Source organism: Mesorhizobium tianshanense (assembly GCF_007830515.1).
Lineage (GTDB): Bacteria > Pseudomonadota > Alphaproteobacteria > Rhizobiales > Rhizobiaceae > Mesorhizobium > Mesorhizobium tianshanense.
Map to the genome: position 1 here is coordinate 1 of NZ_VLKT01000046.1, position 23,923 is coordinate 23,923.

Annotated in this window: 17 protein-coding genes and 4 pseudogenes; 18 read left to right on the forward strand and 3 right to left on the reverse strand. The window is 57.0% G+C overall.

Annotated features, from left to right (window positions below; all coding sequences use genetic code 11):
* Positions 1-280 precede the first annotated feature (280 nt).
* The 6 genes from IQ26_RS28800 (at position 281) to IQ26_RS28825 (ending at position 8,175) form a co-directional block, all read left to right on the forward strand.
* On the forward strand, positions 281-1,864 hold the full coding sequence (locus tag IQ26_RS28800; protein ID WP_240547280.1) for an ABC transporter substrate-binding protein: 1,584 nt from the start codon (positions 281-283) through the stop codon (positions 1,862-1,864).
* 319 nt (positions 1,865-2,183) lie between these two features.
* Positions 2,184-2,816, forward strand: a complete 633-nt coding sequence (locus IQ26_RS28805) for an NUDIX hydrolase (protein ID WP_145721744.1) — start codon at positions 2,184-2,186, stop codon at positions 2,814-2,816.
* A 630-nt stretch (positions 2,817-3,446) separates the two neighbouring features.
* Positions 3,447-4,613 carry a mandelate racemase/muconate lactonizing enzyme family protein gene (locus IQ26_RS28810; RefSeq protein WP_145721745.1) on the forward strand — a complete coding sequence of 389 codons (1,167 nt, stop codon included), beginning with the start codon at positions 3,447-3,449 and terminating at the stop codon, positions 4,611-4,613.
* A 570-nt stretch (positions 4,614-5,183) separates the two neighbouring features.
* Positions 5,184-6,107, forward strand: coding sequence for a beta-keto acid cleavage family enzyme (locus tag IQ26_RS28815; protein WP_145721746.1), 924 nt, complete (start codon positions 5,184-5,186; stop codon positions 6,105-6,107).
* A gap of 214 nt (positions 6,108-6,321) precedes the next feature.
* Complete coding sequence (locus tag IQ26_RS28820) at positions 6,322-7,092, forward strand: SDR family oxidoreductase (RefSeq protein ID WP_240547281.1); 771 nt, start codon at positions 6,322-6,324, stop codon at positions 7,090-7,092.
* 87 nt (positions 7,093-7,179) lie between these two features.
* Positions 7,180-8,175: a 3-hydroxyacyl-CoA dehydrogenase NAD-binding domain-containing protein gene (locus IQ26_RS28825; RefSeq protein ID WP_145721747.1), complete on the forward strand. Its 996-nt coding sequence runs from the start codon at positions 7,180-7,182 to the stop codon at positions 8,173-8,175.
* Positions 8,176-8,265: 90 nt separating this feature from the next.
* Here the strand turns inward: IQ26_RS28825 and IQ26_RS28830 are convergent, their stop codons facing one another.
* The gene (locus IQ26_RS28830; RefSeq protein ID WP_145721748.1) at positions 8,266-9,225 is read right to left on the reverse strand and encodes a LysR substrate-binding domain-containing protein; all 960 of its coding nucleotides are present in this window, start codon (positions 9,223-9,225) and stop codon (positions 8,266-8,268) included.
* Positions 9,226-9,381: 156 nt separating this feature from the next.
* On the opposite strand from IQ26_RS28830, the gene IQ26_RS28835 reads away from it, so the two are divergent.
* The 9 genes and pseudogenes from IQ26_RS28835 to panB all read left to right on the forward strand — a co-directional run bounded on the left by IQ26_RS28835 (position 9,382) and on the right by panB (position 20,967).
* The gene (locus IQ26_RS28835) at positions 9,382-10,941 is read left to right on the forward strand and encodes an ABC transporter substrate-binding protein (RefSeq protein ID WP_145721749.1); all 1,560 of its coding nucleotides are present in this window, start codon (positions 9,382-9,384) and stop codon (positions 10,939-10,941) included.
* A 50-nt stretch (positions 10,942-10,991) separates the two neighbouring features.
* Entirely contained in the window at positions 10,992-13,091 is a 2,100-nt protein-coding gene (locus tag IQ26_RS28840) for an acetate--CoA ligase family protein (RefSeq protein ID WP_162458101.1), read from the forward strand.
* Positions 13,084-13,896 carry an enoyl-CoA hydratase-related protein gene (locus IQ26_RS28845; protein ID WP_145721751.1) on the forward strand — a complete coding sequence of 271 codons (813 nt, stop codon included), beginning with the start codon at positions 13,084-13,086 and terminating at the stop codon, positions 13,894-13,896. The genes IQ26_RS28840 and IQ26_RS28845 overlap by 8 nt, the downstream gene beginning before the upstream one ends.
* Positions 13,897-14,488: 592 nt before the next feature.
* Positions 14,489-15,172 (forward strand): CoA transferase subunit A, encoded by a 684-nt coding sequence (locus IQ26_RS28850; RefSeq protein ID WP_208760236.1) that lies wholly within the window; start codon positions 14,489-14,491, stop codon positions 15,170-15,172.
* A gap of 14 nt (positions 15,173-15,186) precedes the next feature.
* Positions 15,187-15,816 (forward strand): 3-oxoacid CoA-transferase subunit B, encoded by a 630-nt coding sequence (locus IQ26_RS28855; RefSeq protein ID WP_145721753.1) that lies wholly within the window; start codon positions 15,187-15,189, stop codon positions 15,814-15,816.
* Positions 15,817-15,865: 49 nt separating this feature from the next.
* Positions 15,866-17,053, forward strand: a complete 1,188-nt coding sequence (locus IQ26_RS28860) for an acetyl-CoA C-acetyltransferase (RefSeq protein WP_145721754.1) — start codon at positions 15,866-15,868, stop codon at positions 17,051-17,053.
* 190 nt (positions 17,054-17,243) lie between these two features.
* A pseudogene (locus IQ26_RS28865) lies at positions 17,244-18,028 on the forward strand (IS5 family transposase).
* A 147-nt stretch (positions 18,029-18,175) separates the two neighbouring features.
* On the forward strand, positions 18,176-19,447 hold the full coding sequence (locus IQ26_RS28870; protein WP_145721756.1) for an IS256 family transposase: 1,272 nt from the start codon (positions 18,176-18,178) through the stop codon (positions 19,445-19,447).
* A 674-nt stretch (positions 19,448-20,121) separates the two neighbouring features.
* Positions 20,122-20,967, forward strand: a complete 846-nt coding sequence (gene panB, locus IQ26_RS28875) for a 3-methyl-2-oxobutanoate hydroxymethyltransferase (protein ID WP_145721757.1) — start codon at positions 20,122-20,124, stop codon at positions 20,965-20,967.
* A gap of 66 nt (positions 20,968-21,033) precedes the next feature.
* On the opposite strand, the pseudogene IQ26_RS28880 reads toward panB, so the two are convergent.
* Positions 21,034-21,475, reverse strand: a pseudogene (locus IQ26_RS28880) (phasin family protein).
* Between the two features lie 36 nt (positions 21,476-21,511).
* Positions 21,512-21,760 (reverse strand): annotated as a pseudogene (locus tag IQ26_RS40635) (Mu transposase domain-containing protein); the annotation flags it as partial.
* Between IQ26_RS40635 and scpB the strand changes: the two are divergent.
* The 3 genes and pseudogenes from scpB to IQ26_RS28895 all read left to right on the forward strand — a co-directional run bounded on the left by scpB (position 21,707) and on the right by IQ26_RS28895 (position 23,721).
* A pseudogene (scpB, locus tag IQ26_RS41630) lies at positions 21,707-22,328 on the forward strand (SMC-Scp complex subunit ScpB). The pseudogenes IQ26_RS40635 and scpB overlap by 54 nt on opposite strands.
* Positions 22,329-22,633: 305 nt before the next feature.
* Positions 22,634-22,768 carry a trimethylamine methyltransferase family protein gene (locus IQ26_RS40645; RefSeq protein ID WP_240547283.1) on the forward strand — a complete coding sequence of 45 codons (135 nt, stop codon included), beginning with the start codon at positions 22,634-22,636 and terminating at the stop codon, positions 22,766-22,768.
* Positions 22,769-22,815: 47 nt separating this feature from the next.
* Positions 22,816-23,721, forward strand: coding sequence for a beta-keto acid cleavage family enzyme (locus IQ26_RS28895; protein WP_145721758.1), 906 nt, complete (start codon positions 22,816-22,818; stop codon positions 23,719-23,721).
* The last annotated feature ends 202 nt before the right edge of the window (positions 23,722-23,923 follow it).

The following is a 23,923-nucleotide window of genomic DNA, read 5'->3' on the forward strand; positions in this document are numbered from 1 at the left end:
AGGGTTGGCTTAGACAACCGAATCCTACGCCAAATCAATCGCTTAGGCTACATCCGCCGCCTCTCAGACGGGTCGTCGTGCATAAGACGGGCTAGCGCCTGCGGTTCTCTAAGTTTCAGTTGGCATCGCGGCACAATGACGTGCGCCGCCGTCCTGGATCTCACATTGCAGACGTTTACTTCATTGACAAGGCCGACGGTATATTGTGATCTGAGATCACGACTGTGCTGGGCGGCATCGGAGTGGGAGCTGGAAAAATGGCACGACTGGGAGGTTCGCTTTGAAGGACAATCGTCACCATTCTGGCATTGCCGCAGGTTCTGAGGTCAACCGACGCGACTTCATGGTCCGCGCGGTAGCACTCGGCGCCGTTGCGTCAACGTCATTGCTTGCGGCAACCGGGCAGGCATCTGCGGTGCAGACGCCTCAGAGAGGCGGCATTTTGAAAGCCGGCCTGCAAGGCGGCTCTGCAACCGACAGCCTTGATCCAGCTACATTCGCGAGCCAGGTCGACAATTTCTTCGGGCGGCAATGGGGTGAACAACTCGTGCAACTGACGGGGTCGGGCGAACTACAACCCGCCCTTGCGGAAGAATGGGGGGCATCCAAGGACGCCAAGGTCTGGACTTTCAAGATTCGAAAAGGGGTGGAGTTTCACAACGGGAAGACACTCACGCCGGCAGATGTAGTGGCTACATACGAACGTCACTCTGACAAGAATTCGAAATCAGGCGCTCTCGGACTTTTGAAGGGGCTCGGGTCCGTCAAGCAGGACGGCGATACTGTCGTACTGACAATGACGGAGCCGAATGCAGATCTTCCGTTCCTTCTCGACGACTTTCACCTGATGATCCAGCCGAATGGAGGAAAGGATCGTCCTACCGAAGGAATCGGTACCGGCCCCTACCGCGTGACTATCAACGAGCCTGGCATTCGTCATGGAGGCGAACGCTTCCCCAATTATTGGCGGAACGATCGCGGCTTTGCCGATCAAATCGAGATTATCGTGATCAACGATGCGTCTGCGAGAACTGCGGCCCTTCAGTCCGGGCAGGTTGATATGATAAACCGTGTCGAGCCCAAAGTTGTCGAGCTTCTCAAGAAAGTTCCCGGCGTGACGGTTCAGAATGCGCCGGGAAAAGGACATTACGTCTTTACGATGCAATGCATCACATCACCGTTCGACAGCAAAGACGTTCGGCTTGCACTGAAATACGCTATTGATCGGGAGGAGATGGTCAAGACGATATTGGCCGGCTACGGGTCTGTTGGAAACGATACACCTATCAACTCGGTATACGCCAACTTTACTGATTCGCCTCAACGCGCCTACGATCCTGATAAAGCGGCCTTTCATTACAGGAAGTCGGGACATTCCGGTCCGATCCTGCTGCGCACGTCAGACGTGGCGTTTCCTGGGGCTGTTGACGCCGCCCAGTTGTATCAGCAGAGCGCCGCAAAAGTCGGCATTTCGCTAAATATCAAGCGTGAACCAGGAGATGGTTATTGGTCGAGCGTTTGGAACGTGGCCCCATTCTTTGCGGGCTATTGGAATGGACGCGCGACGCAAGATCAGATGTTCTCAACCGCCTACTACTCGAAGGCGGACTGGAACGATTCTCGTTTCTTCAACGCGCGGTTTGATCAGCTTTTGCTCCAGGCCCGTGGCGAAACTGATCCCGCCAAGCGTAAGAATCTTTACGCTGACATGAATGCCATCTTGCGAGAGGAGGGTGGCATGATCGTGCCCATGTTCAATGACTTCATCGACGCTCATTCCGCCAAAGTGCTTGGGTGGGCAAAGAATGGAAATCAAGAGCTGATGGGAGGATACGCTTTATCCAAGTGCTGGGTCCAAGCGTAGTCCTTTCTGAGGTCGGCAACGAGCGGCCGATCAGACTCTCTGTCGAGCCGCTCGTTCACTCATCCACCGCCTGACCGAGAAGCTGCGGTTCCTCCGGACTAAGCCGTTCAAATCAACCGGTAGCTTGCCTTTCTCGGGCGCGGCTGTCGAAGCTTCAAACGCGATCGCGTGTAGGAGAGGGGCAGTTTGCTAAGCCGCGTTGGGCCCTGAAAACCTGGCGTACCGGGAACGACAGAAGCTGTAATCCTAACGTGGCGAGAACTCAGTGGCAGGTCAGACCCAATTTTGAGAAAAATCCAATTAGTGAGGCCTGGAGACTATGCCGGCATATCCATTCTCGTCGTCTCTCATTGAACATATCCGGTCCATGTTCTTGGGGTTTGCGCCGCGTAAGAATCCGCCGCAAGAGAACTTGAAGAGAGCAGCGGTTGGAATCATTCTAGTTGCGGCGGACGATGGCTCGGGCGAGACTGCTTTTTTGCTCACCTTGCGCAGCGCTAAGATGCGTTCACATGCAGGCCAATACGCATTGCCGGGAGGACGAGCCGATCAGGGCGAAGACGCAATCGATACAGTCATTAGGGAATGCTTGGAAGAACTCTCTCTAGACCTTTCGGCTGGTGGGGTCTTGGGTACTTTGGACATCTATGCTACCCAATCTGGCTATGCGATCACACCCGTCGTTTTCACAACTACAACAGAGCCCGATCTCTGTCTCAATCCAAATGAAGTAGATCAAGTTTTCCGGATCAAGCTCTCTGACCTCTCTGGTGAGCGGTCAGCACAGTTTTTCAGTCAAGAAGAAGGCGGCCGGCGTCTTATCCGCTTTCCAATCTTTGATCATCACCTATATGCTCCGACGGCGGCGATTATCTACCAATTCATCGAAATGGTAGGAGGTCGATACCACCGTGTTGACAACCTCGCAGCTCCGGACTTTGCAACACGATAATACGCGCCATTCCAATTAAAAAGGTGGCTGCGGAGGGTTAGTCAAGAAGTTCGGTTGGCTGGTTCATAAATGTTCTCGACTGCGCATGGCTTCTATTGGTTATCCCTGCGGCGATCTCCGCCAGGTGATTTGGAGAGAATTTGCGCCCTACAACGTGTGAGGCGATACTTCCGTTGACAACTGCTACATTTCACATCGTGGTTCACCGAGGCTTCGTCATGCTCCGAGCAATATTTCGAGTATGGTGCGATTTGGGTATCGAGATTGCCGCATCCCAGGCACATTCGTCTTCATGTGGTTTCGTACTTGTAAGCAATCATCGACTTGATCGAGACAGCACGGAGATGATCCTGGAGGTTGAGGCTGAACAGCCTTCAAGCCGCCAAGGCCGGAGCTAAGCAAGAATTTGAGTGATGTGGCTCATCATGCGGCGCTCTGCGGCTTCGCGCTCATGTTGCAGACGGCATCCGAGGAAGAACAAGCTTATCTTATGCGTTCATTACAAAAATCGCGATTTACCCAAAGCGAAAGCCGTTTGAGTGTGTGGCCTGTCGCCAACGGGCCCGGCTTCAGCGGGCTTTTGACCGCCGGAGGGCCCCTCTTGGAAGCAACTGAAATCGGGAGACTGGTGTGAAAATCACGCGGATTAGGGCGACTCCAGTAAACATACCTCTTGAAGCACCCATATGGTGGAGTGGAGGGCACTATCCAGGGACGTCGAAGATTGTCGTCGAGGTCGAAACTGATCAAGGAATTGTCGGTCTAGGTGAGGCGCCGTCCGTTGAAGTTCTGCCGACGATAATGGCCATGGGAGATCGCCTGCGCGGATTCGATCCACTCGACATCGCTGGATGCGAAGTAGCCTGTGTTCCACCATGGCAGATAGTGCAGAACACAGATGACTCTTCTACAGTTAAGGCATTTGGTGCTATCGAAATTGCCCTTTGGGATATTCGGGGAAAAGTCTGGAATGTCCCGCTATACACGCTGCTCGGTGGAAAAGTACGAGACGAAATCCAGTTCACGGAGTACTTCGGCTTCAGACCAGGGCGCGAAATGTCTCCTTCCGCCATCGTCGACTATTGCCTCTCGATGCGAGAAAAGCATGGCAGCACCGCATTTGAAGGCAAGCTGATACTAGGTCGTCCGAGCTTGGAAGTCGAAACAGTCAAGCTGCTACGGGACGCGCTTGGACCCGACGCAACGATCCGACTTGATTCTAATATGCAATGGTCCCTCGCTACTGCGAGGCGCATTCTCGATCAGTTGCGTGAGTACAATGTACGCAACTATGAAGATCCTGTCGGCACATTCGAGGAGATGGCCGCACTCCGGCGGCACTCCACAATTCCCTTCTCGACCCACGTGCCTGATCTACGCCGTGCGGTGGCTTTGGGCACACCGGACAGCTTCGTCACGAATTTCGCAGTTCTAGGTGGGATTGGTCGGTCGATCAGATTCATCGGAGCATGCGAAGCGATGGGCGTTGGCTTTTGGTGTTACTCGGGGGACGCCGGAATCTGCACGGCCGCCTATTTGCACGTGTCAGCGGCGACCCAGTGGATTCAAGAACCGAGCCAATCGCTGTTCCGCTGGCAAGTAGGAGACGTAATTGAAGGGGGCCCGTTTCGGCAGATCAACAATGTGGTTCCTGTCCCCCAGGGACCTGGTCTCGGAGTGACACTCGATCGTAAGGCTCTAGATCATTGGCACAAGCACTTCACGGACAATGGCCCGCTTGACCACTTCCACGATCCTTTAAGGCCCGGAAAATACCGGAGGCTACCTTTGCATTGAAATGGTCGATCGCCGTCTTCAACAATGATTGATGATCAGGTCTATCAGGCGCCCACGTCGAACTGGGGGCCAGTCGTAGCCACCCTCGCGGGCCATTTCTGGGGGTTAAGCCCGTTAGGTCGGCAGAGGGCAGTTGAGCCTCTTGGCGTCCGGGACCAGGCTTGCGTCTAGATGATGTTAAGCGCTCGTGGGCATCAACTCGCCAGTGCACTTCTTGGACTCCACGCCGTTTGGGCCCGGGAGGTGTGATCGAGCTCACGGCTACGTCCGCAGGGTACCCCGAGCGCCACCTGTTCTCATTTATAAGAGCAGGCGGAAAGGCAAAAGGTCTGGCCGCAATAAACTCTCTCGGTCATACCGCATGGACCGCGAGCAGCCGCTCACGCCAAGCTACTTGTCGCATTACCGGAAGTTATCACAGTCCTAGTATTTTGAATCTTCACGTAGGTCGATCCAACATGCAAACCTTACAGGCGTGGTGGGCACTTGCAGCTTTGTAGGCAACAACCGCTGCGGCAAATCGCAGCGTAAATGTTCTAAACGTGTTTTCAATTTTGGGAGTTCTCAAGCATGCCTCTTCAGGTCAATCGTGAGGTGTTTATCACCTGTGCAGTTACGGGCTCGGGTGGAACCCAGGACCGTAGCCCACATGTTCCTCGCTCGCCCAAGCAGATCGCGGAGTCTGCCATCGAAGCAGCCAGGGCCGGCGCGGCTATTGTCCACTGTCATGTTCGGGACCCCGAGACCGGTAAGCCCTGTCGCGACCTGCTTTTGTATCGGGAGGTGACGGAACGTATCCGCGATTCAGAAACGGACGTTGCTATCAATCTGACCGCCGGAATGGGTGGAGATCTGGTTTTCGGTGATGTTGAGCATCCCTTGCCTCTAAACCAGGAGCGTACGGACATGGGTGGCGCTTCAAATCGCATGGAACATATACGCCAATGTCTGCCAGAACTCTGCACGCTCGACTGTGGAACCATGAACTTCGCCGAGGCGGACTACGTGGCGACCAACACGCCCGGCATGCTCCGCGCCATGGGTTCGATGATGACTGCGTTGGGCGTCAAGCCCGAGATCGAGGTATTTGAAGCTGGGCATCTCTGGTTCGCCAAGCAATTGGTGACGGAAGGTGTCTTGAGTCCGCAGGCGCTTGTGCAGCTGTGCATGGGTGTTCCGTGGGGTGCGCCCAACGATATGACTACGTTCATGGCACTGGTGAACAATATTCCGTCTGACTGGACTTGGTCCGCCTTTTCGCTCGGGCGCGATGAGATGCCGTATGTCGCTGCGGCGGTTGTTGCCGGAGGTAATGTTCGGGTTGGTTTGGAGGACAACCTCTGGCTCGACAAGGGTGTGCTTGCAACGAATGCTGCGCTGGTGGAGCGTGCGGTCACAATCATTGAGAAATTAGGTTGCCGTGTAGTTGGTCCAGCCGAAGCTCGCGAAAAGCTCAAACTAACAAAGCAAGCGCCGCTCTCAATCCAAGGATGACCCCGCGTGGACTTGTCTGAAAGGAAGTGCTTTCGGTTAAGTAATGTATGATCAGGTTTGTTTAGCGGCTACACGCGAGTCCGATGGTGTCGGTATTTGGCACCATCGTTAACTTGCGGATCTACATCTTAGGCACCACGTTCGACACATAGGCAAGCTCCGAGTCGGCATAGGCGAAACGAGAAGAAAAGAACAATAGTCTGCGGAGTACAACATGAATCAGCGTGTCATGATCACCGCCGGTGGGTCTGGGATAGGCTTGGTTATCGCCAAGTCCTTCATTGGTAATGGAGCCAAGGTGCATATCTGCGATGTGAGCGAGCGGGCGCTCGCTGACGTCGCGGCGAATTATCCCCAGATTGCCGCCACGCATTTGAACGTCACCGATGAAAAAGCAGTCCGCCGCTGGTTTGATGACGCCATGAGTGATCTCAATGGTCTCGATGTTTTGATCAACAATGCCGGTACCAAAGGCCCGACTGGCTATGTCGAAGATCTTAAACTCGATGAGTGGAATGCATGCCTGAGTGTCTGTCTCGATGCGCAGTTTCTTTGTGCCAGAAGTGCTGCGCCGATTATGAAGAGTCAGCGGTCAGGCAGCATTATTAACATGTCGTCGAATGCTGGCCTGTACGGTTATGGTCTCCGCACACCTTATGCAGCAGCAAAATGGGCGGTAATTGGATTCACAAAATCGCTCGCCGTAGAACTCGGCCCCTATGACGTGCGTGCGAATGCGATTTGCCCGGGCTCCGTCGAAGGCGCGCGCGTGGAAGAAGTGGCAAGGGCAGAGGCCGCGAGTAGAGGTATCTCGATCGAAGCCGTTCACCACGAGTATCTCCAAGGGCAATCGATTAAGCGCTTCGTGCAACCACAAGAAGTTGCTGACATGTGCCTCTTTCTCGCTTCGCCGGCATCCAAAATGGTGACTGGTCAAGCTATCGCCGTCGATGGCCACACCGAAACTTTCCACATAGGAAACTGAACTTTGATAGCAACCTACTCCGAACTGTGGGGACGGAGGAGGGGTAATCGCAGAACAGTTTTCGTTTAATGGGAGATTAGCTGAATCATGCGGCAGGTACTTACGTTAGGGCTTCTTGGGACCGGAGTAATCGGGGGCGGATGGGCCGCGCGAGCCTTGCATTGCGGCGTGGATGTTATTGCAGCAGACATACAGCCAGAAATGGAGAACTCGATTCACGAGGCAGTTGCTCGCGCAATCCCGTCACTCGAGGCGCTGACCGCCGGGATACCAATGCCGCCCCGCGGAAAGCTCACCTTCACCACAGAACCGGAAGTGATGGCGGCTGCGGCGGATTTCATCCAAGAGAACGTACCGGAAAACATTGAGACCAAGAGGAAAGCGTTAGGTGCGATTGCTAGGGCCACTGGGCCGGACGTGATCATCTCGTCTAGTACCTCAGGGTTCATGCCGAGTGAAATCCAAGAAGGTCTTTGGCACCCGGAACGTTTCGTCGTGGGGCATCCCTTCAACCCGGTCTACCTGTGTCCACTCGTTGAGGTGGTTGGTGGGGAGCGAACAAGCCAAGCCGCGAAAGATTCGGCAGCTGAATTTTATCGCTCAATCGGTATGCATGCACTTCTCGTCAGACGCGAGGTGCCGGGTCATATCGCGGACCGACTACAGGAAGCGATGTGGCGCGAAATACTACATGCGTTGAACGACGATATCGCGACCACAAGCGAATTAGACGAGAGCATTGTGTATGGTTTCGGTTTGCGTCTGCCGATTATGGGAATGAATCAGATATGCATGATGGCGGGAGGAGAGGGGGGCGCTCGCCACTATCTAAAGCAGTTTGCCCCCTCTCTTGATTGGCCGTGGTCACACCTTAAGGCGCCAGCTTTAACAGATGAGATAATTGACAGATTCGTCCAAGGCACGGCTGACCAGGCTGCCGGAAGGTCTATCAGAGAACTGGAAAACATCAGGGACGAATGTCTCGTTGCAATTCAACGCGTACTCGCCAAGCATGACGTCGGCGCAGGCCGAACGCTGAATGCCTTTGAGAAGCGCGCCAAGAAGCGCGTCGAACGGGCATAGCTGGAAGGCGAGGCTGCATCAGCGTCTGTTGCAGAAGCGCTTGGGGCCTGCACCATTCTTTGAGCATGGACAAGGAAATAAAGTCCGAGTTTAAGGTTCGTGCAAGAGTGAGGAGAATTTTGGCGACATCTCTAGACGCATACGAGATGTAATCCAGTCACAGAATTGTGTTGCCTCTGATCTGCTCTTCATGCCCTCCGGAGTCACGATGTAATAGCTCCCCGGAACCCTGTATGTGATCGCTTCGAGGGGGGCATCTATTGCTGGCACGAGCATTCGATTCGCGAGAAGCTCATCTGCCAACGGGGCTCCGGTCAGCGCCACTCCTTGGCCACTCAGTGCAGCTTGCATCATGAGATGAAAATTGTTGACGGTAATCCCACGTCGTTCCGCAGCGAATTCGATCCCCATAGCGGTGAACCAGTCGCTCCACTTACCGCCGGCGGAGGAGGGACCCTCCAAATGTAAGAGGTGCTCGCTGATCAGATCGGCTGGCTGTGTGGGTCTATTTCTTGATTGCCAGTACTGTGGATGACATACTGGGATCAACTCACTCCCAGCCAGGAACCGCTTGCTGACGCGTTGCCAGTTGCCGCTTCCCCATCGAATCGACACGTCGATCTGCTCGGCACCAAGGTCGACCACTTCGTCGCTGACCGCAAACCTTAGATTTATGTTTGGATAAAGCCCTCTGAACTCTGGGATACGGGGAAACAGCCAATTGCTGGCGAACGCTGTGGTGCAGCCAACAACTAATGCTGATGCTCTCGCGCCAAGTCGGGTAGCTTCCATTAGTATCGCAAGCGCCCGGAGATGCGCAGCAGTCCCAGAACTCAGTGTCACTCCCGCCGATGTCAACGAAATTGCCCGATAATCGCGGTTGAACAGCCGAACTCCGAGAAACTGCTCCAACTCGCGAATTTGGCGGCTAATTGCTGCTTGGGTGACATTCAATTCTGCCGCAGCCCCCGTGAAGCTAAGCAATCGAGATGCTGCCTCGAATGCGATCAGAGCATGCAGGGACGGAACGGTTCCACGGAGACTTGCCATAACCAAATGTAATTCTACAGCAAACTTTTTGCAAGTTTACGTATCGCCGCGGAAGCGATCAATTGCGTCAGCCCCGATAAAAAAGATGTAGGGGAGCCCTTGGGAGGAAGGGGGCTTCCTAAGAGGCCCATCTTAATCGGTCAACGGAGGTACAAAATGGTTATCCGAAGCAACAAGTCGTTTCTGAATCGCAGGCAAGTGCTCGCTGGAATGTCGGCCCTTGCCGCTATTCCATTTGCAAGCCGTGGGATGGCGGCGTCGGTCAAACCGACTGGCATCTGCCGTTTTGGCGTATCCGGCGCCGCCACGACTGATACCTTGGACGCCAGCAATGCGCGAGACGCGTTCCCCTACCTTTTGAATACCGGTCTCCGAAACTGCCTGACTGAAGTCGGCCGCAGCGGAAAGCTCATCCCCGAACTCGCGGAATCGTGGGACACAAATCACGATGCTACGCAGTGGACCTTTAAGATTCGGCAGGGGGTTCAATTCCATTCCGGTAAGACACTCACTTCCGAGGACGTGGTCGAAACGTTCAAAGACCAGATGCGAGCAGAATCGAGCGCTACCCAGCGTTCTACGTTGGCCGATGTGGTGGAACTAAAAACCGACGGCCCGCAGAGTGTTGTTATCACGCTGAAGTCCGCCAATGTGGGGCTTCCGGATATCTTCTCGCACATAAACTTTGCGATCGCGCCGTTCAAAGACGGGAAAGTCGACTGGACGTCGGGTGATGGCACCGGTGGTTACCAGCTAGAATCCTTCTCGCCAGGCATTTTAGCCAAGCTGAAGCGAAACCAAAACTACTGGAAATCTGACAGGGCGCACTTTGAGGCAGTAGAAATCGTCGGCATCAATGACCCAACTGCGCGGCTGAGTGCACTAAGGGGCGGACAGGTAGACGTAATCAGCCGGGTTCCCCCCAAACTCGCAAAAATGATTAGCGCCCTGAAGGACGTCCAGGTCGTCACGGTGAACGGGACGCTCCACTACAACTTCAGTATGAACACAACGCTGACCCCTTTTAGCGACGTCAATGTTCGGCTCGCAATGAAGCACCTGATCAACCGGCAGAATTTCGTGCAAAAGATCCTTGGAGGGTATGGAGCGGTGTCGGATGACAATCCCATCGCGCCCAGCTATCGGTTCTATAACCCTAATCTCAAAAATCCACATACCTACGACCCCGACAAGGCCAAGTTTTACCTGAACAAAGCTGGTGTGTCTGGGCTGCACGTTCAGCTCTTTGCATCGGAAGCGGCGTTTGACGGAGCCACTGACGCTGCCGCGCTGTTTTCCAACGATGCCAAAGCGGGAGGAGTGCAGCTTGATCCGGTGCGCACACCCAGCGATGGTTATTGGGCGGAAATATTTGGGAAGAAGGCGTTCTTCGCCGAGTACTGGTCTGGCCGATCAACCGAGGACAGTTTGCTGACACAGGCCTATTCCAAGTCGTCGTCGGAAAACGGAAGCCATTGGGCCAACGAACGATTCAATGAACTCCTTGTTCAGGCTAGAGGTGAGCTAAACGAGGACCGTCGGCGGGACCAATATGCCGAACTTCAGCAGATCCTGCACGATGACTCTGGCGCGATCGTCATGGCGTTTGTGGACCACGTCATGGCAGTCACGCCTAAGGTGGAGACCGGCCAATTAACACCCACCGGATACGAGCTTGAAAACTTCCGTGCGATCGAACGTTGGTCTTTTAAATGAGAGCAGGGTTAGGATTATCGGATAGCGATCGAGCCGCATCGCCCAGTGGCATGTTTGATCTTTCAAAGTTGCTGGCCCCCCGGAGCGTCGCGCTGGTGGGCGCGTCACCTCGGGAAGGAAGTATAGGTCAAACTGTTCTGCGTATTCTGCTTTCTGCTGGTTATGAAGGAAAAATCTTCCCTATCAACCCTAAGTACAATGAGATCGGGACGCTCAAATGCTATGGCGCGCTGGATGAAATCGAAGACCCTGTTGACCTTGTCGCCATTGCCGTGGCCAGCCACAATGTGCAACCGGTATTCGATTCCATCTATCGCACAGGTGCGGGAAGCGCTTTGTTATTCGATAGAATTGACGATCAAGATGGCGATCTTCAAAGGTTGCGCAGCCAGGCCATTGAACGTTCCCTGCCGATACTCGGTGGTAACTGCATGGGGTATCACAACTTTGAGGCGAGAACTTCGATAACCTTCAGTGCATCTCGCCCCCGCCAGCTAGGCAGCATTGCTGCAATTGCGCATTCTGGTTCGGTCTTTACCCAATTTGGCGCCAGCGATCCCCGCTTCAGGTTCAACCTTTTGGCTTCGACAGGCCAGGAGATCGCCGGCTCCGTGGGCGATTACATGAACTATGCTCTGGATCTGCCGTCTACAAAAGCTCTCATCCTGTTCCTAGAATCGGTGCGCGATCCAGAAGCATTTCGAAATGCGCTCGAGAAAGCACGCGCGCTTCGAATTCCCGTTATCGTTTCGAGAGTCGGCCGAACGAACGAGAGCGCCGCGTTAGCAGCAAGCCATACCGGCGCGATCGCCGGGAGCAATGCTGGCTATGAGGCAGTCTTCGAGCATTATGGGGTTCTCGAGGTAGATACGCCGGACGACTTGCTGACGTCTGGGTTGCTTCTTGCGCAATGCGACCAATTCCGTCCGGGAAGCTTGGCTGCAGTCACTGACTCCGGTGGTTTGCGCGAACTGCTGATAGATATGGCAGCTCAACTCAAGGTGCCGTTTGCCAAGTTGGCGCAACCTACAACGTCAACCTTACAGCGGATACTTCCCGCAGGTCTTCCGGCCGTCAATCCGTTGGATGCGGCCGGACCGAACAACGAAGCGTACGTAACTGTGTTCAGGCGCGCCCTCGAAGTATTCGTACGAGAGCCTGACGCGGCGATCTGTATGTTTGAGTTTGATGCCACCGATTTTCTTTCATTTTATCCAGAGCTATCGCAGATCGCCAAAGACATAAGGAATATTAGCCCAATCCCATTCTTCGTTCTCAACAGTCTTTCAGGTGCATTGAATGAAAAGGTCGCGGAGGATCTTACAGACGCTGGAGTTGTTGTAATCAACGGAATGCGAAGTGCGTTGGTCGCGGTACGCAACTTTGTTCGGTACAGAGACTATGTGCTAAAGGAGAAACAGTCGCGGCGGGAAGACGCGGTACAGATTTGTAAAATCACGGACCTTGTCGCAAAATGGCGGAGCCGATTGACGTCCTCCCCAGTGCTCTCCGAGTTTGAGAGCCTTGAGCTCTTAGATGACTTTGGTATCCCAACGGTGAGATCGGAATTGGCCTCTAATGCTGGCGACGCGGCGTCAGCAGGTGATCGCCTTGGCTATCCCGTCGTTCTCAAGACTGCTGAGAAGGGCATTCATCACAAAACAGACGTGGGCGGTGTCAAGCTCGGGATCAGTTGCCGAGCGGATCTTGAGCAGAGTTACGACGACCTTAAAAATCGTCTAGGGCCGAACGTTATCTTACAGCCGATGAGCAAGGGCAGAGTGGAACTCGCGTTTGGTATGATCCGGGATTCCACTTTCGGACCGCTCGTCATGTTGAGCGCTGGCGGCGAGAACATCGAAATCCTGAACGATCGGACATTTGCGCTCCCGACGGTCGATCACGCGGACGTTGTTCGCATGATCGACCGGCTAGCCATACGGCCAAAGTTCGATGCACATCGAGGCAAGCCAGGAATCGACGTCGGCGCAGTAGCGGAGATCTTCTGGCGCTTCTGCACACTTTGCCGAGAGTTGGGCGATCTTCTCGATGAGGTCGACATTAACCCCATCATTGTCGACGCATCGGACTGTCGCGCAGTTGACGCGCTTGTGTTTAGCAATACCAGAAATAGGAGCAGTCATGAATAGGGACGTGCGAGTAAAGACGGATGGCGCCATTATGGAAATTACGTTCGCCCGCCCGCCGGTCAACGCAATTAGCCGCGCGGCCAGTGGCGAGCTGTTCGAAGCTTTTAGAGAGTTCAACAACGATGATAAGCTTTTAGTGGCGATCATTACAGGAGATGGGAGTCGCGTTTTTTCCGCCGGATGGGATCTGAAGGAATATGCTGCGAGCAGCGACAAACCCTTTACGGGTGATTTCGACCTCGGCCCCGGTGGTCTAGGGGGGTTTACCGAATTCTGGGATCTTAAAAAGCCAGTCATCGCAGCTGTGAACGGTAGTGCCGTGGGCGGCGGTTTTGAGATGGCTATGGCGGCCGACATTGTGATAGCAGCTGAGCATGTTGAATTCTGGTTGCCTGAAATGGAGCTAGGCTTTGTGCCGGATGCCGGCGCGGTGCAGCGCCTGCCGAAACTGCTTCCGACCAACGTCGCGGCCGATTTGTTGTTCACCGGGCGACGCATGTCTGCGACGGAAGCCAAGCGGTGGGGCTTTGTTCGAGATGTTACCTCGACAGCCCAACTTATGCCGAAGGCCTATGAGATCGCCAACGCTATATCAAGTGGTGCACCGCTTGCGTTGCAGGCCCTCAAGGAATGCTTGGCAGAAATGTCTGCACTTAGTGTGCGCGACTCATTTGCGAAGACACACGCCGGCTGGAAGGGCGAGGCTGGCATGCCAATTTTCGAGAAGACGATCAGATCTGAGGACTTCAAGGAGGGCCCGAGAGCCTTCGCCGAAAAGAGGCGCCCAGTCTGGCAAGGAAGGTAAGGGCGCGACGGCGCACGCTGCCAACGGCGTCGTGCGTAGTGATCTGGACCCGGAGGAGCTGCTCGAAAAGCGTGGAGGTTAACGCGTCATGTGCGACAGGTGGGCGGCATGATCGCACATGTTCAATGATTTTATCCAAATGCCCATACGGTGCGGCTGGGCGAAGAACGGATCAGGAGCTTATGGGAGGTTATGGCCACACGGTCGGCAAGAGCCTCGCCATGGCTATGTTCCGGTAGCCCTCGCCGCTGACGGGACCAAGCTCCAGGTAGAGCTGCTCGGCGATTTTTATGACGCTGCCGTTTCCGCACGCCCTCTATCCGACCCGGAGGGCGCGCGCATGCGGAACTGAGCGCAGTTCTACGGGGGTGTTGCTACATTGCCAACTAGGCGAGATTGATGAGCGGATTTCCAAGACGGTTATCGGAAGCGATCTTGTTGCTTGCACAATGCCGCGAGGGACATTCCTAGCTTGACTCGCGCCGCCCGTAGCAACTGAGGCCGAGGTCGAGGAGGGATCGGCCGCATTCGCAAGGGACTATCGCGGAAACAACTTCAACCGCTATCGGAGAGCTTCGTGACTAAGATCTATATGGAAGCCGGTTCTGCGCTGGAAGGTCTATTGTTTGACGGAATGGTGATTGCTGCGGGCGGGTTTGGGCTTTGCGGGATCCCGGAGCTTTTGATCGGCGCGATCCGGGAGGCCGGCACGACGGGGCTGACGATTGCATCGAACAATTGCGGCGTTGACGATTTCGGGCTCGGCGTGCTCCTCAAGACGAAGCAGATCAAGAAGATGATCTCGTCCTATGTCGGCGAGAACGCCGAGTTCATGCGCCAGTACCTGAGCGGTGAACTGGAACTCGAATTCAATCCTCAGGGGACTTTGGCCGAGCGCATGCGAGCTGGCGGGGCCGGCATCGCAGGCTTCTACACGAAGACGGGCGTGGGCACCGTGGTCGCCGACTATAAAGAGCACAAGACCTTCAACGGCGAGACCTATGTGCTCGAGACCGGGATTGTCGCGGACCTGTCGATTGTGAAGGCTTGGAAGGCAGATAGTTCGGGCAACCTTGTCTTTCGCAAGACAGCGCGCAACTTCAACCCGCCGGCTGCAACCTGCGGCAGGATCTGCGTCGCCGAGGTCGAAGAGATCATACCTGCCGGAAGCCTCGATCCCGATCAGATCCACCTGCCGGGGATCTATGTGCATCGCCTTGTCCAGGGCGAGCACGAGAAGCGCATCGAACAGCGCACGACACGCGCGGCGGCCTGAGCGAGGAGAAATCAATGGCCTGGGATCGGAACCAGATGGCGGCACGGGCCGCCCGCGAACTTCAGGACGGCATGTATGTCAATCTTGGCATTGGCATTCCGACCCTGGTTGCCAATCACATTCCCGAGGGAGTTCGGGTGACGCTGCAATCGGAGAACGGACTGTTGGGTATCGGGCCGTTTCCGACTGACGATGAAGTCGATGCCGATCTCATCAATGCCGGCAAGCAGACGGTGACGGCACTACCGCATTCGGCCTTCTTTGACTCGGCTCAGAGCTTCGCAATGATCCGCGGCGGCAAGATCGCCATGGCGATCCTCGGCGCGATGGAGGTTGCCGAAAATGGCGACCTGGCAAATTGGATGGTGCCGGGCAAGCTCGTCAAAGGCATGGGCGGGGCGATGGACCTGGTCGCCGGTGTGAAGCGCGTGGTCGTGGTCATGGATCACACCAACAAGGCCGGGGAATCGAAGGTGCTGAAGGCCTGCACCCTGCCGCTGACCGGTCAGCGCGTAGTCAATCGGATCATCACCAACCTTGGCGTCCTCGATGTCGTTGAGGGCGGGCTGAAGCTGGTGGAGCTAGCCGACGGCGTCACCGACGGCGAGCTCCGCAGAGCAACCGAGGCAACGATCGTCAACTGAGCTTAATGCGCCCACACCGGGCGCCAGGGCTTCTAAAAAAGAGGATGCCATCGTGAGCAAGACTTCAATCGTTATCGCCAGCGCGGCGCGCACGCCCGTCGGCTCCTTCAACGGCGCCTTTGCCGCCACCCCGGCGCATGAACTCGGTGCCATCGTCATCAGGGAACTTCTGTTGCGTGCCGGTGTCGACGCAGCCGAGGTCGACGAGGTCATCCTCGGCCAGGTGCTGACCGCCGCTCAGGGTCAAAACCCGGCCCGCCAAGCATCGATCAATGCCGGCCTGCCCAAGGAAACCACCGCCTGGGGTCTCAATCAGGTTTGCGGCTCAGGTCTGCGCGCCATCGCGCTCGGCATGCAGCAGATCGCCACTGGCGATGCCAAGGTGATCGTTGCCGGCGGGCAGGAATCGATGTCGCTTTCGGCGCATGCTCAGCACCTGCGCGCCGGCGTGAAGATGGGCGACTATAAGATGATCGACACCATGATCAAGGACGGGCTGTGGGATGCCTTCAATGGCTATCACATGGGCAACACGGCCGAGAATGTCGCTCGCCAGTTCCAGATCACCCGCGACGACCAGGACCAATTTGCCGTTGCCTCGCAGAACAAGGCAGAGGCTGCGCAGAAAGCCGGCAAGTTCAAGGACGAGATCGTCGCCGTCACCATCAAGGGCAAGAAGGGCGACACCATTGTCGACCAGGATGAGTACATCCGCCACGGCGCCACGATCGACGCCATGACCAAGCTGAAACCGGCTTTCGACAAGGACGGCACGGTGACCGCCGCCAACGCCTCCGGCATCAACGACGGCGCTGCCGGCGCGCTGTTGATGAGCGAAGCGGAAGCCGCCAGGCGCGGCATCACCCCACTGGCGCGCATCGTCTCCTGGGCTACCGCCGGCGTCGACCCGCAGATCATGGGCACCGGGCCCATTCCGGCTTCGCGCAAGGCACTGGCCAAGGCCGGCTGGTCGATCGGCGACCTCGATCTTGTCGAGGCCAACGAGGCCTTTGCTGCCCAGGCCTGTGCCGTCAACAAGGACATGGGCTGGGATCCCTCGATCGTCAACGTCAATGGCGGCGCCATCGCCATCGGGCACCCGATCGGTGCTTCCGGTGCCCGCGTCTTCAACACGCTGGTCTTCGAGATGCGACGCCGTGGCGCCAAGAAGGGCCTTGCCACATTGTGCATCGGCGGTGGCATGGGCGTCGCCATGTGCTTGGAAGCGATGAACTGAGGCAATAGCGAATGGGAGCGGCGCATAGGGAAGAATTGGCGTCGGCGCGGCGGGACATCAAAGGCAACGTTTCGCACGCCGAATGGCGCTCACGCGCCGCACATTGCGGCAAGAGACGCCGCTAGGCTTCGTGGACAAAGCTTGACGCAGGACTCGGTCACTGATTCAAGGCTGTCTTTTGGAGGCAGCGTTGGGCGAGCGGATTGGCGTATCGGACGAGGAATGGGCACTGATCGGGCCGCTGCTGCCGGCAGAGCGGGGTCGAGGGTGCCGTCCGGCGCAGGATAATCGGCGCTATTTCGAAGGCATGATGTGGATGGCCCGAACCGGGGCGCAATGGCGTCATCTGCCTGATGAATATGGCAAGTGGAACAGCGTCTTCCGCCGATACCGGCGATGGGTCGCGACAGGGGTGTTCGATGCGCTGCTCGAAACACTCGCCGAGATGGTGGAACGCGATGCCACCGCCGACATGATCGATAGCACCGTTGTCCGGGCACATCATTGTGCAGTCGGCATAAAAAGTGGACTCAGGAAACTGAGGCGCTTGGCCGATCGCGCGGCGGCTTCACCACCAAACTCCATGCGCGGTGCGACGGAAAAGGCCGACCTCTCGGCTTCGTCCTGACACCTGGCCAGGCGCATGATATTCAAGGCTTCGGCCCGCTGTTTCGAATGATCGCCGACCGTATCGAGGCGCTCCTGGCGGACAAGGGCTATGACTCCGACGCCATCCGCGAAGAGATCGCCAAAGCCGGCGTCGAGGCAGTCATCCCCGCCAAAAGCAACCGCCGCGCCCCCACCCCGCATGATCGCGAGAAATACCGTTGGCGCAACCTCGTCGAGCGCCTGTTTAACAAGCTGAAGAACTGGCGCCGTATTGCCACACGCTACGACAAGACCAAGGAATCCTATCTTGGCTTCGTGGCGCTCGCCTCAATCAAACTATGGCTGCCCTTTGTCCACGAAGCCTAGTCTGCCTTAGCTAGAGCGGAAACCGCCTAGCAATCTGGCGCACGAGGCAGGAGCTATGGCGGAAACTGGGTGATGACGGTTTGAGGAAGGCGGCGTATCGAGGCGGGTGACAAAGCCTGCCAGAACCTCACGAAGGAGCGATACGCCATGAAGACAGATACCACCGTTGTTTCCTTTCCGCATCCCGACACACTCGATGATCCCCTGACATCGGTTCTGCGCGAGGGCGCCCGGCGGCTTCTGGCGCAGGCCGTCGAGGCGGAAGCCGAGGCATTCCTGGCCGCCATGGCCGACGAGCGCCTGGCCGATGGGCGGGCCCGCTTGGTACGCCACGGGCATGGTCCTGAGAGAACGATCCAGACGGGGATCGGCCCGGTTGCGGTGAGCCGTGTCAAGCTGCGCGACCGGGCCGCGGAGGCCTCCGGCCACGACCGCATCACCTTCACTTCGGCGATCCTGCCGAAATGGGCGCGGCGGACGAAGAGCCTCGACGCGCTGCTGCCGGTCCTTTACCTGCGTGGCATCTCGACCGGCGACTTCCAGGAGGCGCTTGCCGCGCTTGTCGGCAAGGACGCACCGAACCTGTCGCCGTCGGTGATCGGGCGGCTGAAGGAGGAGTGGCAGGCCGACTATGATCGCTGGCAGCGCCGCGACCTCTCGGCCCGCCATTATGTCTACATCTGGGCCGACGGGGTCTATCTTCAGGCGCGCATGGAGGATGATGCCGCCTGCATGCTGGTTGTCATCGGCGCGACGCCGGAAGGCAGGAAGGAACTGGTCGGCTTTCAGGTCGGCGTGCGAGAAAGCGCGCAGAGTTGGCGCGAGTTGCTCGTTGATCTGAAGGCCCGCGGGCTTTCGGTCGCACCGCAGATCGCCGTCGGCGACGGCGCGCTCGGCTTCTGGAAGGCGCTTGAGGAGATTTTTCCGTCGACCCGGCATCAACGGTGTTGGCAGCACAAGGTCCTCAACGTGCTCAACAAGGTGCCGAAATCGGTGCAGCCGAACATGAAGGCCGATCTCAGGGAGATCCGCGACGCGCCCGATCGGGCGACCGCCGAGGTTGCGATGGCCATTTTCGTCGACAAATACGAGGCCAAATATCCCAAGGCTGTCGACTGCCTGACGAAGGACCGCGAGGCGCTGCTGACCTTCTTCGACTTCCCGGCCGAGCACTGGGACCATCTGCGCACCTCGAATCCGATCGAAAGCGTCTTCGCCACCGTCCGGCACCGCACGGTGCGCACCAAGGGAAGCCTGTCGCACAGGACGGCCCGGCTCATGGTCTTCAAGCTCGTCATGAGCGCTGCCAAAACCTGGCGTCGGCTGAAGGGCGAAAATCAGTTGCCAAGGGTCATCGCCGGCGTCAAATTCACCGACGGTGTCGCTGACTCGCTGACGTCGGACCACCGCGCCGCCTGATCGGCCTCGTCACCCAATTCCGACCATAGCTCACGAGGCAGCGCTTTGCTTGCATGAGTTTTCAAAGGCACGACGCAGAGCAATATGGTAGGCGTACCCCTTCGTTACGATTTACTGAATCTGTCGTGGCGTTTACAATGGGGCACGCAAATCGAAATCGATTGTCCTGCTAAAAGGAGTGGATATGCGATTGAATGCGGCATCGTACCCTTTTGGGCAAACCCATAAGAGCCGGTTTCCCGCGATATCGTTGCTGGCAATGATCAGGAGCGTCTTAGTCCCGCAGAAATTGTTGGATACGCTTGCTCGTGAAAACCTCGGGCTGCCGCAGACAAAATTTAATGAAGGCGGACGAAAGGATCCTTGGCCTTGGCCAACGAGGGGATTCGACAGAATCATTTAACCTAATTGCATTCCGCCCATGGCAGGCATCAAACTTTCTGTCTCAAGTCTCCAGCCGAATTGCACACGCTTATGAAGGGAATTGATCGATATCGCCCGGTGCGCGTTCTCCTCCGATGCCCGTCTCCTGTTTCGCGATTTGATTGATCCTCCTACGATGACTGTCGGCGCGTTACCACCGCGCGTGATCGTGATTTTAACTCTTCGCACCTGCACAAAAATGTGCCAAACGCGGCACCCATGGTTGGTAACGTTGGGGGAAGGAACCCTTGTTGAGTGCGGTTGCTCACACTAAGGCGATCACACCGCCGGATATTCGTTCCCGGAAGGGTGGAACGCCGCTCGTCTGCCTGACGGCCTATACCACGCCGATCGCAAAGCTCGTTGATCGGCATTGTGACATTGTTCTCGTCGGCGACAGCGTCGGCATGGTGCTCCACGGCTTGCCGTCGACGCTGGGCGTGACGCTTGAGATGATGGTCATGCACGGTCAGGCCGTGCGCCGTGGCCTGGAGCAGGCGCTGATGATCGTCGACATGCCGTTCGGCTCCTACGAGGAAAGCCTCGAGCAGGCCTTCCGCAATGCTGCACGTGTCATGGCGGAAACCGGCTGCGCGGCGGTCAAGCTCGAAGGTGGCCAGGCAATGGCGGAGACGATCCGCTTCCTGACCTCACGGGGCGTGCCGGTAATGGGCCATGTCGGCTTGACGCCACAGGCGGTCAATACCTTCGGCGGCTACCGCGTGCAGGGCAGAGGCGGTGATGCGGAGCGCGTCGGGGCCGACGCGCTTGCGGTGAGGGAAGCAGGGGCCTTCGCGGTGGTGCTGGAGAAGGTCCCCGAGGCGCTCGCCCGGCGGATCACCGCAGAGGTAGCGATCCCGACCATCGGTATCGGCGCCTCGGCGGCCTGCGACGGGCAGATTCTCGTCGTCGACGACATGTTGGGCATCTTCGGCGACTTCCGGCCCAAATTCGTCAAGCGCTATGCCGAACTCGGTGAGATCGCCGAGGCGGCGATCGCCGTCTATGCGCAGGAAGTGCGCGACCGCCGCTTTCCAGCGGCCGAGCATCTATTCGGCGATGCGCCAAGGACGGTCAATGGTGGAGAAGTGGCATGAGCATTCCGATCGCACGAACCGTCGCCGAGTTGCGCACGGCTGTCGCGGCTTGGCGACCTGAAGCAGTCAGGCGGCCTTGCGGTCCTTCAAAGCCTTCTTAAAGGCATCCTTGATCGGCTTGGACACGTCCTCGCTAGCTCTCATCATCACGACCTGGAAGCCCGCGGCCTGCTCGGCGGCCTCTTCGATCTGTTTGCGCAGGAAAGCGGGCTGCAGTTCGAAGAACTCGGACACCGACTTCACGGCAACCAGTGCTTCGAGGTGCGTGACGCCGGCTTCGGCGTTGGCTCGCAGAGCGGCAATCGTCTTCAGGGACACCTCGTTGCCGGTGGTCTTGGCCACTTCAAAGGTCGACTCAAAAGCCTTTTGAGCCGTTTCGGCGTCCGAACCCAATTTGGTAAACGCCCCGTTCGGCGACAGCGCGAACCTGCTCTGTAGCCTTGGACGGGTCGAAGGTAGGGAATTCGACGTTCTCGATCGTTTCGGTCTTGCCGGTGATCTTGGACATTTTTCCATCCTTTTCCAGGGGGGCGGTCTCAAAACAAAAAACGGCGGTGGAAGAACCAATCTTCTCGCCAGCGGCGATCAGTCCTCCCGACGTCCACTTGCCGTAGCGGCGGTGCGCTCTTGGCATATGGTCGGCGATGGTGGTGTGGCCACGCCGGTTGGGTGCACGGGCGTGGATGGCGATCCTCTGGTCTTTGTGGAAGATCTCAACGGTGTTCTCGGCGATGCGCGCATTGACGAGCTCGCGGATCAGGCGGTAGGGGGTGGAATACCAGTGCCCGTCGATCGCGTCGAGGCGACCATTTTTGCCGCCAGCGAGCCCGTCTCGCGTGAGACGCTGGCGCGCATCGTCGGCAAGAGCTGCAATCTCGATCTGATCACCGATTCCGCGAGGAACTGCATGGCCGCCCCTATGACCTGGTGGCCGTCGCCGGCGGCTGGAAGCACCTGACACGGCCGGCCTATGCCGACGCCATCCGCATCGCCGGCGGTTCCAGTGAGCGCTCGATCGACCTCGCAGGCGGAGGTACTCGTGCTATTGACGATCCCCTACTTCCAGCCGATCACCCGTGCCGAGCTATCCTCTTCCTTTGGCAAAGAAATCAGCCGCGACCTGATCGGCAATTTGCGCGGCTTCGGCCTGATCGCCTCCGGCCCCCGCAGCCCGACACCTGGCGCTCCCTACACCTATGTTACGACGAAAGCGTTTCCTGCTGGAGTCCAGTCTCGACACCCTGCGAGACTTGCCGGATTTCGAGGCGCTCGAGGACGCCGGACTGCTAAGCGAAGAGAAGCTGCTGGCTGGTGAAATCATGCCGGGTTTTCCAATGACGAAAATGAGGATGCCGGCATGAATGGTCATGTGTAGGACGACGCTTGGCCGGCCACGAACTGCCAGCAGGGAAACCGTCCAAGTGCCAAATCGAGCGACCGTGCGGTAGGCCCCCGAGAAGGTGGCGATCTCATCGTTTCTCAATTCGCCAGGAATCGGTCCGTTGAACCCACCCGGTGCGACCACGTCAGTCGACCCTCCGGGACATCGATCCCGCAGGCCATGTACGCAGTCAGGGGGCGGCCGCGCGGCGATAAGCTTGGTGACGATTGGGGGATACGATCTGCCTTCCGATGAAGGCCTGCTAGCATCGAAGACGCCGCCGAGGTGATCCTGGAGGAGATCGGCATCGAGTTTCGCGACGATCCTGAATCGGTCGAACTGTTGCGGGGCGCAGGCGCTGAGCGTTGGCTTGGCGAAACCTCCTTGCGATGCCTTGACCAGACGCGAAAGATACCCTAGCGTTACTGTGATCTGTGATCTCAACCAGACTGTGCAAGGGAAGTGCTATGAGAGAGGATGTCATCATCACCTGCGCTGTAACTGGTGATGATGCGAAAGTGACCAAGAGCCCTCACTGCCCCGTCACACCAGCCGAAATCGCGAATAGTGCAGTTGAAGCCGTTAAAGCCGGTGCCGCCGTCGTCCATATACATGTAAGAGATCCTGTAACGCGACAGATGAGCATGGATCCAGCCCTATATCGCGAAGTCGTCAAAAATATCAGGGAAAGTGGTGTTGAGGCGATAATTAATTTAACTGCGGGAGTAGGCGGTTTCGTATTTTTTTCCAATGACGGACAAGTGTTAGGTCAGGATCAGGGTACCGACTTTGCTAGCCAAGAAACTCGGATGCGGCATGTCATCGAGTTGGTAAATGAAGGGAAATACGTTCCGGACATATGTACCCTCAATTGTGGAACGCTGAATTTTGGCGAGGGCAACCGAACGTACGTTTCAACTCCCGACTATGTTCGTGAAGGAGCAAGAATTTGTCGTGAGTTGGGTGTGAAGCCTGAGCTGGAAGTTTTTGACTCCGGCAACTTATGGCTTTGCAACAAGCTTTTCGAAGAAGGAGTCTTCGATACACCCATGCTGGTTCAGCTGTGTACGTCCGTTCCCTACGGCATGCCGGCAAATGTCGGACTATTGGCGGCGCTGGTCAACACCCTTCCCCCTACGGCTCAGTGGGCATCTTTTGGGGTGGGCAGGATGCAGATGCCAATGGTAGCTCAATCGGTCATGCTCGGAGGCCACGTTCGAGTGGGACTCGAAGACAACCTGTATCTATCGCGCGGTGTATTTGCCACCAACGCCCAGCTCGTTGAGCGCGCTAGGACCATTGTGGAAGCGATGGGAGCCAGCGTCGCCACTGCTGGCCGAGCACGTGAGATTTTGGCCTTGAAGGTGAGTTAGCGGCGAGTACCGGAGGCCAGAGTATGAAAATCACCGGCGAGGGCTATGTGCTGGTAGCGGACGAGGCTCCAAGTGGATTTTGCGTAGAGATATTATCAAGCGAACGTCAATGCTATGCCGCTCCACGACCCTGAAGTGATGCATCGGCTGAGAGGTTCTGCCTCCGAGCTATTGGTGCAGACTGAACGATATTTCCAAAGGA